The sequence below is a fragment of the Leptolyngbya cf. ectocarpi LEGE 11479 genome (genome assembly GCF_015207065.1).
GTDB classification, from domain to species: Bacteria; Cyanobacteriota; Cyanobacteriia; order Phormidesmidales; family Phormidesmidaceae; genus Leptothoe; species Leptothoe ectocarpi.
The window spans coordinates 1-12,914 of sequence record NZ_JADEXP010000177.1; the positions used below are offsets into that span (position 1 = coordinate 1).

The window sequence follows — 12,914 nt, forward strand, 5'->3', positions numbered from 1 at the left end:
CACGGTTGGGAATCAGATTAGCGTTGTAGGTCCGTCGGCCATGTTTGTCGGTTTCAGCTTTGTAGTAAACGCCGGGGCTGCGAACGATTTGATTGACGATTACCCGCTCAGCACCATTGATGATGAAGGTACCTCGATCGGTCATCAATGGTAAATCACCGATGAAGACCTCTTGCTCTTTGATTTCCCCAGTTTCCTTATTGATTAGGCGCGTAGGGACGTACATCTGAACAGAATAGGTACTGTCACGACGCTTAGCCTCATCGACCATATACTTAGGGCTTTTGAGCTTATAATCCTTACCAAGGAAATGCAGCTCTAGTTTGCCGGTATAGTCGGTAATTGGAGAGAAGCTTTCAAGCTCCTCGATTAGACCCTCTTGCAAAAACCAGCGAAAACTAGAACGCTGAATTTCAACTAGGTCAGGCAATACGAAGGAGGATTGGGAAATGGTTAGGTCAGTCATTCGTCTCCTCAAGCAGGTCAGGCCTAAATAAACTGGGTATGAAGGAAAGGATTAAAGCGGGCTTTAGTTAAACTGAAATAATAGTGCTAGGTTACAAACACAAGAATGACTACACTTCCCTAGTGGGTAATGCAGTCGAACCAGTATTTTGCAAGTGTTTTGCTAGCATTCCGATAGCTGAAATGGGCGTGGTGGAACTGTTCAAAAGCAGCCGCTAGGCATCAACTTTATTCATGAAACAATGAAGGACACAGATTTGGCATCAGCTGGCCACTACAAGGCTAACGCATAGCCGGGGTAGTATATCACAAATCGGCATCGAAATTTAAGATTTTTATCACCTTGTGTTTTGTTAGGCACTGAGGGCGACTTAGGTAAGTCCCTGGGCACCTATTGTCCAGAGCCTATGCTCTATATGGATGTTTATTATGTGGTAGCAGTAAACGAAGCATCGGGAAGTCGAAATAGAGTTCTAGCATTTGCCGTGGTTTGAGCAGCTAGCGACTCTAATGACACCTCTCGGAGTTTGGCCACAAATTCAGCTACATGACGCACATTAGCAGGCTGGTTACGCTTTTGATTGCGTTTTGGCACCGGAGAAAGAAACGGGCAATCAGTTTCGACAAGGATGCGATCGCACCCCACCATCTGAGCCGATGCCTGTACCTGGGTCGCGCTTTTAAACGTCACAATGCCGCTAAAGCTAATGTAAAATCCCAGATCCAAAAACCACTGAGTTTCCTCAGGTGTGCCTGTCCAGCAATGCATCACACCACGAACAGGACCATGATCCTGACTGAAGGACTGAAGAACATCACGCACCGTTTCTGCTGCATCTCGACAGTGGATTATCACTGGCAAGTCCAAATTATGGGCAACAGACAGCTGTGCCCGAAAGGCTTCGATCTGACATGCTTGATCGGCTCCCTTGACGAAATCTAGTCCAGTCTCCCCAATGGCCACTACCCGACGATCGGAAAGTGCCAGCTGATGAATCTTGGCAGCTAAATCCGGCGTCCACTGATCCATATCTTCTGGATGCAGACCTACCGCAAAGGACACCTCAGCAAACCGATCGGCAATTGCCCGCATCTCATCAAACTCTGAAGGCTGCACACAAGAATGCACTAAATGAACCACACCAGCTTGTCGCCAAGCTGCTGCTACCTCATCCAGGTCAGCCTGAAAGCTCAACTTATCAAACGTGTGATGGATATGAACGTGGGTATCAACCAGCTGCATAAATTGCTACGATGCCGCTTCTTGTTTCTTGCGGGCATGGGCCAGCCTAGACTTACGACGGGCCGCTGCGTTTTTGTGCAGACTACCACGCTTGACCGCTTTGTCTATCTTGCTAAAGGCTGCTGACATGGACGCATCAACAGCTTGCTTATTTTCGTCAGAGGGGTCGCTAGCATACTCGCCCAAAGCGGCCAAGTAGGACTTGGTCAGGGTTTTAACCGCTGACTTATATGACTTATTCCGTAGACGATTGCGCTCCGCAACTTGGATGCGCTTCACCGCAGATTTAATGTTTGCCACTATTAGCCAATGTAATTTTTGTCAGGGTCTAGAATTATAGCATCAAAAGATGTGATATCGCCGTTCAACTCTCAACAAAGGGGTGAGTCAATCCGGCTGGCTCTATCTAATCCGCGCTAAGCTATAACAGTCACACTCCTCCCACCCTCGCTAACCGCCTCAATGTTGCGAACTTTGTACCAGCTCAGCGAAGCGCAGGCTGAACTCCAGCGTATCTGCGATCGCATCCACACCGATCAGGTGAGCGAGCAAGAAGCCACCGTTCAAGAGATATTGAACGCCGTCCGACTCTCAGGGGATGAGGCTCTTTTGCACTACACCGCCAAGTTTGACCAGCAAGATCTCACCCCCAGCACCCTACGGATCAGCGGAGCCGAGATCGACACCGCTTATCAGCAAGTCTCCGGTGACCTGCTCAACGCCATCCGGCTGGCGTGCAAGAACGTCAAAGCCTTTCATCAACAGCGCCTGCCCAAAAACTGGGTCACATTTGAGGAAAACGGGGTTGTCCTGGGCAAACGCTACACACCAGTGGCCCATGCAGGCATTTACGTCCCTGGGGGGCGCGCCGCCTATCCCAGCACCGTAGTTATGAATGCAATTCCTGCCCAGGTTGCTGGCGTCGAGCGCTTGGTTATGGTTACCCCTACCCCCAAGGGGTACATCAACCCTGCAGTCCTTGTCGCTGCCCAAGAAGCGGGTGTGCAAGAAATCTATCGGATTGGTGGGGCACAAGCCATTGGAGCCCTGGCCTATGGCACCCAAACCATCCCCAAAGTTGATATCATCAGTGGCCCCGGTAACATCTACGTCACCTTGGCCAAAAAGCAGGTTTATGGCACCGTCGGTATCGACTCGCTGGCAGGCCCATCGGAGGTCTTAATCATTGCCGACCACACTGCTAACCCAGTTCATGTTGCTGCCGACTTACTCGCCCAGGCCGAGCATGACCCCATGGCGGCAGCTATTTTAATTACCACTGACAGCATCCTCGCTGAGAAAGTGGTAGCCGAAGTAGAGCATCAGCTGGCTGGGCATCCCCGTCAGACCTTGACCGAAAAAGCCATTGCCCACTACGGTATCGCTATCGTCGTCGATTCTCTAGCGGTGGCCACCCAGCTATCGAACCAATTTGCGCCTGAGCATTTAGAGCTAGAAGTGGAGGATCCTTGGTCATTACTCGAACAGATCACCCAGGCCGGAGCAATTTTTCTCGGGCACGATACCCCAGAAGCTGTGGGTGACTATCTAGCAGGTCCTAACCATACCCTGCCCACATCTGGTGCGGCTCGCTATGCCTCGCCTCTGAGTACAGAGACCTTTATGAAGCACTCCAGTTTGATTCAGTATTCCAAGTCTGCTTTGAGCAGCGTGGCCGGAGCTATCGATGCCCTGACTAACGCCGAAGGGCTGCCTTCCCATGGCGACTCGGTACGGTTGCGAGTGGACGAAGATTAGGATTGAGCCGACTGGCGATTTTGGATCGATAAGAACAGCTGCAGTCTCAGTAAGCTCGTGGTCTGGGCAATGTTTAGGGGTAATGTAGACACCCCTTCCAGACGCGACTGAACCCAGCCGTCTCCCCAGTGCCACTCATGAAAGCCATCGACACCACGGTGCAGCAAAAAACAGATCGCAGTATCAGACATTGACTCGATCGTATGGTCAATACGAATAGGGCCAACATAGCTCGAAAACGACTGCCCCACTTGAAGCGGCGGTTTGAAGTCAGGGGAAAACTGCTGTGGCCATAGCCACTGGCGCAGTCGCTCGGGCTGGGTCAGCGCCTGACGCAGTTGAGCAACCGTCGCATCAATTTCAATCCGCAGGGTACTTTGCTGATAAATCCCAAACATAATGGCTTTTTTTACAATCGGGCAGAACCCTGAATAACCGACAGCCAGACTGACGGCTTTACTACAATAGCTCTATTACAATAGTAAGTATTCTAGGTATTGCAGAGCTTGGGTAAGAGCTAAACAACACCAGCGGAACAAGAACTACAGGAAAACATAAAACCATGGCGGATCAGCTCATTCGAGCAGTAGCAGCAGATGGCGGCATTCGAGTTGTTGGAGCCATCACCACCCGTTTAGTCGAAGAAGCCAGAACTCGCCACAGACTTTCCTACGTTGCCACAGCTGCCCTCGGCAGAACCTTAACAGCGGGAGCCCTACTCGTCTCTAACATGAAGCGCGAGGATGCCCGCGTTAATATTCAGATTCAGGGAGATGGTCCCCTGGGTGGCATCCTGGTGGATGCGCGTCTAGATGGTAGCGTTCGTGGTTATGTTTCAGACCCATCGGTAGAGCTTCCTCCTAATGCCCAGGGCAAGCTTGATGTCGGTGCAGCCGTGGGTAGGAATGGCTATCTCTACGTCGTGCGTGATGCTGGGTTAGGCTACCCCTATTCCAGTACTGTAGAACTCGTGTCGGGAGAAATCGGTGATGACCTCACACAGTACTTAGCCACATCGGAACAAACACCGTCTGCTCTAGTATTGGGAGTATTTGTGGACCAACATGGTGTGGAAGCGGCTGGGGGACTCCTCCTCCAGATTTTGCCCAAGGCAGCCACCGATGACCGTTTGATTACCACCTTAGAATCCCGACTTGCATCCCTGGCGGGATTCACGCCATTACTGAGAGCACAAAAAACACTGCCCCAAATTATTGAAGATCTCGTGGGGGATATGGGGCTAGAGATTTTTCCAGAGAGTCAGCTGTTGAGATTTCACTGTCCCTGTGATAGTCAGCGTCTGCTCTCGGCGCTCAAACTGTTGGGAGAAGAAGAACTCGAGGATATGATCAACAAGCGTGAGCCAGCCGAGGCTGTTTGCCACTTCTGTAGTAACACCTATGAGGCTAAATGCGATCGCTTGACCGATATCCTATCTGAACTCAAATTAGAAAACGCCAATCGAGCCTAAAGCCTCATCAGCAAGAGGCCATCCGTTGGTAGGCAGCAGCAACAGCCTCATCCCCCCCCACATTGCCAGGAAATAAAACCACCGGCAAATTAGGAAACTGGGGATGGTCAGCTCCGGTTGTAATTACAGAGACACCGGGAATTACCTGACCCAGCAGTCGAGCGGACGTGAGGGCTAGGCCCTTACTCAAGGTATCGTTGGAGGTAATCCCACCTTTGCTGAGCAAAAAACCGAGATCGGCAGGCAGACCGCGCACAATATCCATCAGCAGATGAGAGACGGCTTCGCCAAAGGCTAATCGCGTCGCCGCATCGGCAAATGTCAGCTCTTTACGACTGGTATAAATTGCTGCTGTTTGTCCCTGGCCGTATGCCGCCTGCACCTGGTTCAAGATATCAGCCACAATGGCATCAGCTTGATTGGGATTCTCGCGAAGCCGAGAGACATCGACTTCTATACCTACTACATTCGACTGTTGCAAGAGATACTCAAGCTGACGAGTTGTTTTTTGCACATGGGAGCCCACCAGAATGACACCGGGTTTATGATTCCGGGTATAGCGATTCATTTCAGCCGCAGCAACGGGCTGGGGGGGCAGAGCAGCTAAGGATGTGAGCAAGCTTGCCGCACTCCGAAAGAGAAATTTTTTACCTTGGGCAGCAGCGGCTAACAACCCTTGGGAAAAACCGTCCAGATCGGCCTGTGTTTGGGCATCGACAGCGACGCACACATTGTTGCGCAGCTCCATGAGGTGGTCTATTTTATCCTGTCGAACCACATCTAAAGTAAAACGAGCTACCTGCTCAGCCTCAATCTTGCCAGCTGTTTTCTCAGCCACATAGTCCGGTAAATAGCTATGGTTATAGCTAAACACCGAGTCTTTGGCAAACTCGGTTTTATGCACAGGAGTGCGCACACCATCGGTTTCAATATAGTGGGTGCTATCGAGGGTGATACGCCCCGCATCAAAAAAAGCAGGCACCATAAAGTGAGCGTCAAAAGGACCTAGCTCGGCAGCAATCACGTCTGTTTCGAGCGGGTAGTGTCCGCGCAGTGTAGAGTCGGAACGACTTACCACTAAATACTCTTGGATACCGGCTGCTGCGATCGCCTGTTTGAGATTGTGACACACCTCTCGTGTCGTCCGCTCCGCCTCGGTCGGCGTCATGGAACGGGTATTGGCCAAAATAAAGAAAATTGGAGAATCATCCAACAATCCTTGTTGGAGAGTAGCCACATCCCACTTTAACAACAGCAAACAGCTGTGGACCGTTTGGGAACCGGTGGGATCGTCATCAATAACAATAATTTTGGGGCGGTTGGTATCGGACATGGGGCAACAAAAGGATAGGTAGGTGCTCAGGGCTTAAAATTAAAATCTATTCAGTTCATATCTTGCACTAAGTCGGCTGTGAAGCTCAAACCCATGCCCGGTAGCTGAAGCCCGCTAGTGATCATCGCGGGCCGATTGCAGCATAGTTAACCGTTTTGGAAGCAAACCCTAAAGATACGTCTCCGATGATTGTGTCCCTTCCAGTGGACACCCTTCGGCTAGCCCAGGGTTTGAAACCCAGGGCGGGTTAGTGCTTCCCCACCAGGTGCCAGATGTGAACTCAGGGAGTGGGAGTCGCTTTGAGATTATCTAAAAGCTCTCCAAAACTCTCAGGGGGAATTCCCGGAGGAATCAGCAATCCCCCCATCAAAAAGCTGGGGGTGCCCTGCAGTTTAAGCTGCTCAGCTAGGGCTAAGTCTGCATCGATAGCCGCTTGGGCCTCGTCACTGTTGCGATCGCGATTAAACTGCTCCACATCTAATCCTATTTGCTCCGCCAGCTCTCCATAAAAAGCATCACCAAGCCGATCCTGATTGGCAAATAGACCATTGTGATAGAGCCAAAACTGATCCTGTTGAGCCGCAGCCCAGGAAGCTTTAGAGGCCGGTTCTGCCTCGGGATGAATGCTCTTGAGGGGTAAATGCTTGTAAACATACAGCACTTCCTCTCCCCGCTCATCCACAAAATCTTTCATGTGGCCGGCCGCCACTGCACAAAAGGGACATTCAAAGTCGGAAAACTTTACTACCACCACTTCAGCGGTGGGATCGCCTTTTGTCGGTGAAGTACCAATAAAGGTGGCCCGATCTATAGATGCAAGCACCTGATTCACCTCATTTTGGCGGGCTTCCCAATCGGCCTGAGCCGCTTCTAGTTCAGCCTCAGTCGGTGGCTCCTGCTGCTCTGGAGCTTGGGCCGCAGGCGTGTCTGCCGTCGGCGCTGAATCACTGGCCGAGCCGCAACCGAGCAAGACTAGCAACGTCGCCGCCGCCATCATTCGCACTAAACCGTTTTTGAATGCCATGGAGGGCCTGGACAATAGCAACTCATTCACGCTAACACTTTGCTTTATGGTTGGAAAAATGGATAGGGGGCAGGAGCAAACAATATGGGCATGCACAAACCGATCAAGCTATTGGTGACGATGGGGGATATGGCGGGGATCGGTCCGGAGGTGGTGCTCAAAGCACTGTCCCTAATCCCTGAGACGTCAGCCCAGATCACACTGGTGGGCAATCAGCAGCAGCTAATCCACACGAGTCAACGGCTGCAGCTACCCCTGGGGGACTACACCATGATTGATGTCCCCCTGAACGCCGAGCAGACAATTCAGCTAGGACAGGGAAATGCCAGCAGTGGCGACCTGAGTTTTCGGAGTTTGCAAACGGCCATTAACGCCTGTCTCCAAGATAGCGGCACCGCTTACGATGGAATTGTCACAGCGCCCATTGCCAAATCAGCCTGGCTGGCAGCAGGGCATCACTATCCGGGACAGACAGAACTGCTGGCAGAAATGGCAGGGGTAGATCGATTTGGCATGCTGTTTGTGGCCCGTTCCCCTAGCACCCAGTGGACCCTACGAACGCTGCTGGCCACCACCCACATCCCCCTGAGACAGGTACCTGAAGCCCTCACTCCCGAGGTGATGACGCTCAAATTGGAGCTGTTGTTAGAGTGTTTGGCGCAGGACTTTGGGGTGCAGCAGCCTAGGGTTGCGATCGCAGGTCTGAATCCCCACAGTGGCGAACAGGGTCAGCTCGGTCGAGAAGAAGTAGACTGGCTAATTCCCTGGCTCCAGCACCAACGCCAACGGTTTCCCCACGCCACCTTCGATGGCCCAGTGCCCCCCGATACCCTCTGGGTTACCCCCGCCAAAGCCTGGCATGAGCCTAAACGACAGGCTCACCATGGATACTTAGCCCTGTACCACGATCAGGGTCTGATCCCCGTCAAAATGTTGGCGTTTGACCAGGCCGTTAACACCACCATCGGGCTCCCATTTATTCGCACTTCCCCCGACCACGGCACTGCCTTTGACATCGCCGGTCAGGGAATCGCCCGACCTGACAGTATGATCGCTGCCATCCAGCTAGCCATTGACCTCGCCACTCAGCGTCGCGTTGTCCGAGATGCGCGGGTAGTTGCCGATGTGCAAAGCACTTAGCCAGATGTCAAAACTTGACTAAATCTCTAGAAAGTTTAAATAAATGAGACATAGCGTTATGTATTTTTGGAGTCAAACTTCCATATTCTAGAAAACCTTGAAAAATAAGGAAATTAGCTACTCTAAAACAGATTTGGTCTGTACAATGTCTCTTGACATACAAGTTTTGTTTCAAGGAACCTTAGGGAAGTTAGCGCTTCCCTTTTTTCTTTGGATGACGGTTTCTAACGTATTGGGTTGCAAGGCAGTGAACTCCAAGCGATAGATTGCACTTCCAACTCTTCGTACAGTAGTCCCTCAACCCGCTCAAACTTATGGGTATTGTTGTTCATAGTCTGGCTAGGATGCTTGCGTAAAGGCTTCCCCTTTCCAGCCGCCAAGCCAATTCCGCAATTAGACCATGAACACAATCAATCACTCTCAAGTTGCTAACTTTCTCTGGTCAATCGCGGAGCTGCTGCGGGGCGATTTTAAGCAGTCCCAGTATGGCCGCATCATTTTGCCGTTTACCCTGCTGCGACGGTTGGAATGTGTGATGGAGCCCACTAAGCAGGCGGTGCTGAATACTACCAAGAAGCATCAGGATAAGCCCGATCTGGTGCGGGAAAAGCTACTGCTGCGAGCGGCAAAACAACAGTTTTATAATGCTTCGCCTCTGACCCTGGGCACCCTGTCGGATACCCAGACGGCAGATGACCTGATGAGCTATGTGCAGTCGTTTAGCAGTGATGCACGGGAAATATTTGAGCACTTTCGGTTTGAGGAGTTTGTACAGCAGCTAGAGGTCAGCAATCTGCTCTATCAGGTGGTGCAGCGGTTTGCGGCCACCGACCTCAGCCCTCAGCCCATTTCTAACTTTGGCATGGGCATCATCTTTGAGGAGCTGATTCGCAAATTTGCTGAGAGCTCCAATGAAACAGCGGGGGAACACTTCACGCCCCGCGACATTGTGCGCCTGACCACGTCCCTGGTAATGACGGGACAGGATGACAAGCTGAAGCCCAATAGCATCGTTACGATCTATGACCCCACGGCAGGTACGGGGGGCTTTCTGTCGGAGGGAGATGAGTACATCCAAGACATCAGCGAAAAAGTAACGGTGTCGCTGCACGGGCAGGAGCTGAACCCTGAGTCCTACGCCATCTGCAAGGCAGATATGCTGATCAAGGGGCAGAAGGTTAGCAATATCAAGCTGGGCAATACCCTCTCAGAAGACAAGCTGGCCTCTGAACACTTCGACTTTATGCTCAGCAATCCGCCCTTTGGGGTGGAGTGGAAGAAGGTAAAAAAGCAGGTCACCGATGAACACCAACTGCGGGGTTTTGATGGGCGTTTTGGCCCTGGGTTGCCCCGTGTGTCCGATGGGTCACTGCTGTTTTTGCTGCACCTGGTGAGCAAGATGCGGGAGCCGGGCGGCTCGCGTATTGGCATTATTCTCAATGGGTCGCCATTGTTTACGGGCGGAGCAGGCAGTGGGGAATCGGAAATTCGTCGATACCTGCTGCAGAATGACCTGGTGGAGGCGATCGTCGCGCTGCCGACGGATATGTTTTACAACACGGGGATTGCCACCTATGTGTGGATATTGTCGAATCACAAACCGAAGTCGCGCCAGGGGAAGGTGCAGCTGATTGACGGCACCCAGCATTTCAGCAAGATGCGGAAGTCATTGGGTAGTAAGCGGCAGTACCTGAACGAGGAGCAAATTGAGGATCTGGTGCGAATCTATGGTCGGTTTGAGGAAACGGCTAAGAGCAAGATCTTTCCAATAGAGGCGTTTGGCTATCGGCGCATTACCATTGAGCGTCCGTTGCAGCTGGCATTTCAGGTGACGGAAGAACGGGTAAAGGCAGCGTTGGCGGAAAAGCAGATCCAAAAGCTGGATGGGGAAGAGCAGAGCCGCCTGATTACAGCGCTGAATGGAATAGATGGAGAGACGGTATATCTGAACCGAGGCAAATTCGCCAAGGCACTGAAGGCTGCACTAAAGGCCCAGGGTGTGGAGCTAAAGGCACCGCAGCTGAAGGCATTGCTGAATAACCTTGGTGAGCGTAATCCTGAGGCGGATATTTGCCGGGTTAAGGATAAGGGCGAGCCGGAGCCAGATACGGGGCTGCGGGACTATGAGAATGTGCCCCTGGGGGAGTCAATTTATGACTACTTTGAGCGGGAGGTAAAGCCCCATGTGCCGGATGCCTGGATTGATGAGGGCAAGTGCGACGAGCTGGATGGGGACGTAGGCATTGTCGGGTTTGAGATTCCGTTTAACCGGCATTTTTATGTGTTTGAGCCGCCACGACCATTGGAGGAGATTGACCGCGATCTGAAGGCGTGCACAGATCGGATTAAGCAGATGATTGAGGAGCTATCGGCATGACGGATGCGCTCAGTCCTGCAATGGAGAAAAGCTTTGCCGAAGTAGCGGAGATGATCCAGACGGCAAAACAAAAGGTCATCCAAACAGCAAATACACAGCTAGTGGAGCTGTATTGGCAGGTGGGGGCTTACATTAGCCAGAAGCTGGAGCAGGCGGAATGGGGCGATGGGGTGTGCAGCAGCTAGCGGACTATTTGGCCCAGACTCAGCCGGGGTTGCGAGGGTTTACACGGGCTAACCTATTTCGAATGCGGAAACTTTATGCGACCTACCACGAGGATGAAAAAGTCGCACCACTGGTGCGACAATTGCCCTGGACCCATAATCTAATCATTATTAATCAGAGCAAACGCCCCGAGGAGAGGGAGTTTTATCTACGGTTGGCGATTCAGGAAAAGTGGTCTAAGCGGGAGCTGGAGCGGCAGTTTAAGACGGCATTATTTGAACGGGCGGTGTTGAATCCGGTGAAGGTGTCACCAGCGGTGACACAATCTCATCCGACGGCGATGGATGTGTTTCGGGATGCCTATGTGCTGGAGTTTCTGGATCTACCGGAGCGCCATACGGAGGCGGATTTACATCGGGCATTGTTGCGGCAACTGCAGAACTTTTTGATTGAGCTGGGGCGTGATTTTTGCTTTGTGGGGTCGGAGTATCCGGTGCAGGTAGGCGGGCGAGACTTTGCGTTAGATCTTCTATTTTTTCATCGGGGGCTAAACTGTCTGGTGGCAGTGGAGCTAAAGGTGGGACGGTTTGAGCCAGAGTATTTGGGTAAGCTAAATTTTTATTTGGAAGCGTTGGATCGGGATGCGCGGAAGTCCCATGAGAATGCGGCGATTGGGGTGTTGTTGTGTGCGAGTAAGGATGATGAGGTGGTGGAATATGCGCTGAATCGGTCGTTGTCGCCTGCGTTGATTGCAGAGTATCAGACACAGTTGCCGGATAAGGCATTGTTGCAGGCTAAGCTGCATGAGTTTTATGCGTTAAATGTGGAGGGAGGAGAGGGGAAATGAATACCCAGTTGGCTAATTCGTTAGCAGAAGCCGTTTCGGCGTTATCTCTGGAAGATTTCCAGGCGTTTCAGGCTGCCCTGCTAGAGCATATGGTGAGAAAAACGCCGGGGGTAGCTGGGGGCCATGCCTGTGTTCGTAATACGCGAATTGCTGTGTGGACGCTGATTTCTTTGGCTCAGCAAGGGGCGGATGATGAGGGGCTGGTCAGAAACTTTCCTGGGTTGACGCCCTTTGATCTTTTAGCTGTTCGAGTCTATTACCAGGCGCATCAGACGGAAATTGATGGCCTCATCGCCTCTCACCACAGCGAGGATGCCTGGGATGCGGTTTAGGTTCTATGCCAATGAAAACTTGACTGCTGAATTAGTCGAGACATTGCGGCAATTGGGTCATGATGTTTTGACTTCCTATGAGGCGGGTAATGCCAATCAGCGTATTCCTGATGATCAGGTTCTAGCTACTGCCACTGCTGATGGCAGGGCTGTGCTCACTTTTAATCGGGATGATTTTCTGGCCCTGCATCGCCAGGGTGTTGACCATGGCGGCATTGTGGTGTGTAAGGACGATAGTAGGGTTGGGGAGCTTGGAAAGGTATTGCATGACTATCTGACGACTCAGGAGTCCTTACGCAACCGTTTGTTGCGGGTTCTGCAAAAAAATCAACCTGGCTCAAGTCAACCGGTTTTTATTGTTCGGGAGTATGCACGCTAATGAGCTTTCCGAAGTATGAGACGTATAAAGAGTCTGGGGTGGAATGGTTGGGAGAAGTGCCCGAGCATTGGAGGGTTGGCTCGTTACGTTGGTACGCATCTCTACAAGGAGGCATTGCAAAAGGGAAAGACTACAAAGATTATGCAACAGTCAGCCTTCCATATCTTCGTGTCGCTAATGTTCAAAGCGGTTTTGTAGATTTAACTGAAGTAAAAGAGATTTCTCTGCTTGAGGATGAAGTTGAACGCTATAGCTCACGGTTCGCTTAAATTTAGGAAGGGTTGCCTAAATTATCCGGTGAGTGAGAGGTAGATATCATCCGAAGCCTTCAACAACTGCAGAATGCGCTGTTGCCGCTCAGATAAAGCAGAGAGAAAATA

At 51.6% G+C, this 12,914-nt stretch carries 13 protein-coding genes and 2 pseudogenes; 9 read left to right on the forward strand and 6 right to left on the reverse strand.

Going from position 1 to position 12,914, the window contains the following annotated elements:
* From IQ260_RS17880 to rpsT, 3 genes and pseudogenes are all read right to left on the reverse strand, one after another.
* A pseudogene (locus tag IQ260_RS17880) lies at positions 1-466 on the reverse strand (DNA-directed RNA polymerase subunit beta); the annotation flags it as partial.
* 426 nt (positions 467-892) lie between these two features.
* On the reverse strand, positions 893-1,708 hold the full coding sequence (locus IQ260_RS17885; protein WP_193994471.1) for a TatD family hydrolase: 816 nt from the start codon (positions 1,706-1,708) through the stop codon (positions 893-895).
* A gap of 6 nt (positions 1,709-1,714) precedes the next feature.
* On the reverse strand, positions 1,715-2,008 hold the full coding sequence (gene rpsT / locus IQ260_RS17890) for a 30S ribosomal protein S20 (RefSeq protein ID WP_193994472.1): 294 nt from the start codon (positions 2,006-2,008) through the stop codon (positions 1,715-1,717).
* 162 nt (positions 2,009-2,170) lie between these two features.
* On the opposite strand from rpsT, the gene hisD reads away from it, so the two are divergent.
* Positions 2,171-3,466 carry a histidinol dehydrogenase gene (gene hisD, locus IQ260_RS17895; protein WP_193994473.1) on the forward strand — a complete coding sequence of 432 codons (1,296 nt, stop codon included), beginning with the start codon at positions 2,171-2,173 and terminating at the stop codon, positions 3,464-3,466.
* Here hisD and IQ260_RS17900 read toward each other — a convergent pair.
* The gene (locus IQ260_RS17900; protein ID WP_193994474.1) at positions 3,463-3,864 is read right to left on the reverse strand and encodes an SRPBCC family protein; all 402 of its coding nucleotides are present in this window, start codon (positions 3,862-3,864) and stop codon (positions 3,463-3,465) included. The two genes, hisD and IQ260_RS17900, sit on opposite strands and share 4 nt — an antisense overlap.
* 164 nt (positions 3,865-4,028) lie before the next feature.
* Here IQ260_RS17900 and hslO point away from each other — a divergent pair, with 164 nt between their 5' ends.
* On the forward strand, positions 4,029-4,937 hold the full coding sequence (gene hslO / locus IQ260_RS17905) for an Hsp33 family molecular chaperone HslO (protein ID WP_193994475.1): 909 nt from the start codon (positions 4,029-4,031) through the stop codon (positions 4,935-4,937).
* Between the two features lie 7 nt (positions 4,938-4,944).
* On the opposite strand, the gene IQ260_RS17910 is transcribed toward hslO, so the two are convergent.
* Both IQ260_RS17910 and IQ260_RS17915 read right to left on the reverse strand, forming a co-directional pair.
* Positions 4,945-6,270: a four-carbon acid sugar kinase family protein gene (locus tag IQ260_RS17910; RefSeq protein WP_193994476.1), complete on the reverse strand. Its 1,326-nt coding sequence runs from the start codon at positions 6,268-6,270 to the stop codon at positions 4,945-4,947.
* A gap of 280 nt (positions 6,271-6,550) precedes the next feature.
* On the reverse strand, positions 6,551-7,294 hold the full coding sequence (locus IQ260_RS17915; protein WP_193994477.1) for a DsbA family protein: 744 nt from the start codon (positions 7,292-7,294) through the stop codon (positions 6,551-6,553).
* A gap of 90 nt (positions 7,295-7,384) precedes the next feature.
* On the opposite strand from IQ260_RS17915, the gene pdxA reads away from it, so the two are divergent.
* The 7 genes and pseudogenes from pdxA (at position 7,385) to IQ260_RS17945 (ending at position 12,803) form a co-directional block, all read left to right on the forward strand.
* Positions 7,385-8,434, forward strand: a complete 1,050-nt coding sequence (gene pdxA / locus IQ260_RS17920) for a 4-hydroxythreonine-4-phosphate dehydrogenase PdxA (RefSeq protein WP_228016219.1) — start codon at positions 7,385-7,387, stop codon at positions 8,432-8,434.
* Positions 8,435-8,834: 400 nt separating this feature from the next.
* Positions 8,835-10,811, forward strand: coding sequence for a type I restriction-modification system subunit M (locus tag IQ260_RS17925; RefSeq protein WP_193994479.1), 1,977 nt, complete (start codon positions 8,835-8,837; stop codon positions 10,809-10,811).
* 50 nt (positions 10,812-10,861) lie between these two features.
* Positions 10,862-11,199: pseudogene (locus IQ260_RS31140) on the forward strand (DUF1016 N-terminal domain-containing protein); the annotation flags it as partial.
* Positions 11,200-11,316: 117 nt separating this feature from the next.
* Positions 11,317-11,823: a PDDEXK nuclease domain-containing protein gene (locus IQ260_RS31145; RefSeq protein WP_228016222.1), complete on the forward strand. Its 507-nt coding sequence runs from the start codon at positions 11,317-11,319 to the stop codon at positions 11,821-11,823.
* The gene (locus IQ260_RS17935) at positions 11,820-12,155 is read left to right on the forward strand and encodes a DUF433 domain-containing protein (RefSeq protein WP_193994480.1); all 336 of its coding nucleotides are present in this window, start codon (positions 11,820-11,822) and stop codon (positions 12,153-12,155) included. Before IQ260_RS31145 ends, IQ260_RS17935 begins: the two co-directional genes overlap by 4 nt.
* Positions 12,106-12,534: a DUF5615 family PIN-like protein gene (locus IQ260_RS17940; RefSeq protein WP_228016220.1), complete on the forward strand. Its 429-nt coding sequence runs from the start codon at positions 12,106-12,108 to the stop codon at positions 12,532-12,534. Before IQ260_RS17935 ends, IQ260_RS17940 begins: the two co-directional genes overlap by 50 nt.
* Positions 12,534-12,803: a restriction endonuclease subunit S domain-containing protein gene (locus IQ260_RS17945; RefSeq protein WP_228016221.1), complete on the forward strand. Its 270-nt coding sequence runs from the start codon at positions 12,534-12,536 to the stop codon at positions 12,801-12,803. The genes IQ260_RS17940 and IQ260_RS17945 overlap by 1 nt, the downstream gene beginning before the upstream one ends.
* Positions 12,804-12,914 lie beyond the last annotated feature (111 nt).

Bases quoted from the DNA above. Each gene is read 5' to 3' on its own strand.
- IQ260_RS17885 (WP_193994471.1), bottom strand. From the start codon at position 1,708: ATGCAGCTGGTTGATACCCACGTTCATATCCATCACACGTTTGATAAG.
- hisD (WP_193994473.1), top strand. From the start codon at position 2,171: ATGTTGCGAACTTTGTACCAGCTCAGCGAAGCGCAGGCTGAACTCCAG.
- IQ260_RS17900 (WP_193994474.1), bottom strand. From the start codon at position 3,864: ATGTTTGGGATTTATCAGCAAAGTACCCTGCGGATTGAAATTGATGCG.
- hslO (WP_193994475.1), top strand. From the start codon at position 4,029: ATGGCGGATCAGCTCATTCGAGCAGTAGCAGCAGATGGCGGCATTCGA.
- IQ260_RS17910 (WP_193994476.1), bottom strand. From the start codon at position 6,270: ATGTCCGATACCAACCGCCCCAAAATTATTGTTATTGATGACGATCCC.
- IQ260_RS17915 (WP_193994477.1), bottom strand. From the start codon at position 7,294: ATGGCATTCAAAAACGGTTTAGTGCGAATGATGGCGGCGGCGACGTTG.
- pdxA (WP_228016219.1), top strand. From the start codon at position 7,385: ATGCACAAACCGATCAAGCTATTGGTGACGATGGGGGATATGGCGGGG.
- IQ260_RS17925 (WP_193994479.1), top strand. From the start codon at position 8,835: ATGAACACAATCAATCACTCTCAAGTTGCTAACTTTCTCTGGTCAATC.
- IQ260_RS31145 (WP_228016222.1), top strand. From the start codon at position 11,317: ATGGATGTGTTTCGGGATGCCTATGTGCTGGAGTTTCTGGATCTACCG.
- IQ260_RS17935 (WP_193994480.1), top strand. From the start codon at position 11,820: ATGAATACCCAGTTGGCTAATTCGTTAGCAGAAGCCGTTTCGGCGTTA.
- IQ260_RS17940 (WP_228016220.1), top strand. From the start codon at position 12,106: ATGGCCTCATCGCCTCTCACCACAGCGAGGATGCCTGGGATGCGGTTT.
- IQ260_RS17945 (WP_228016221.1), top strand. From the start codon at position 12,534: ATGAGCTTTCCGAAGTATGAGACGTATAAAGAGTCTGGGGTGGAATGG.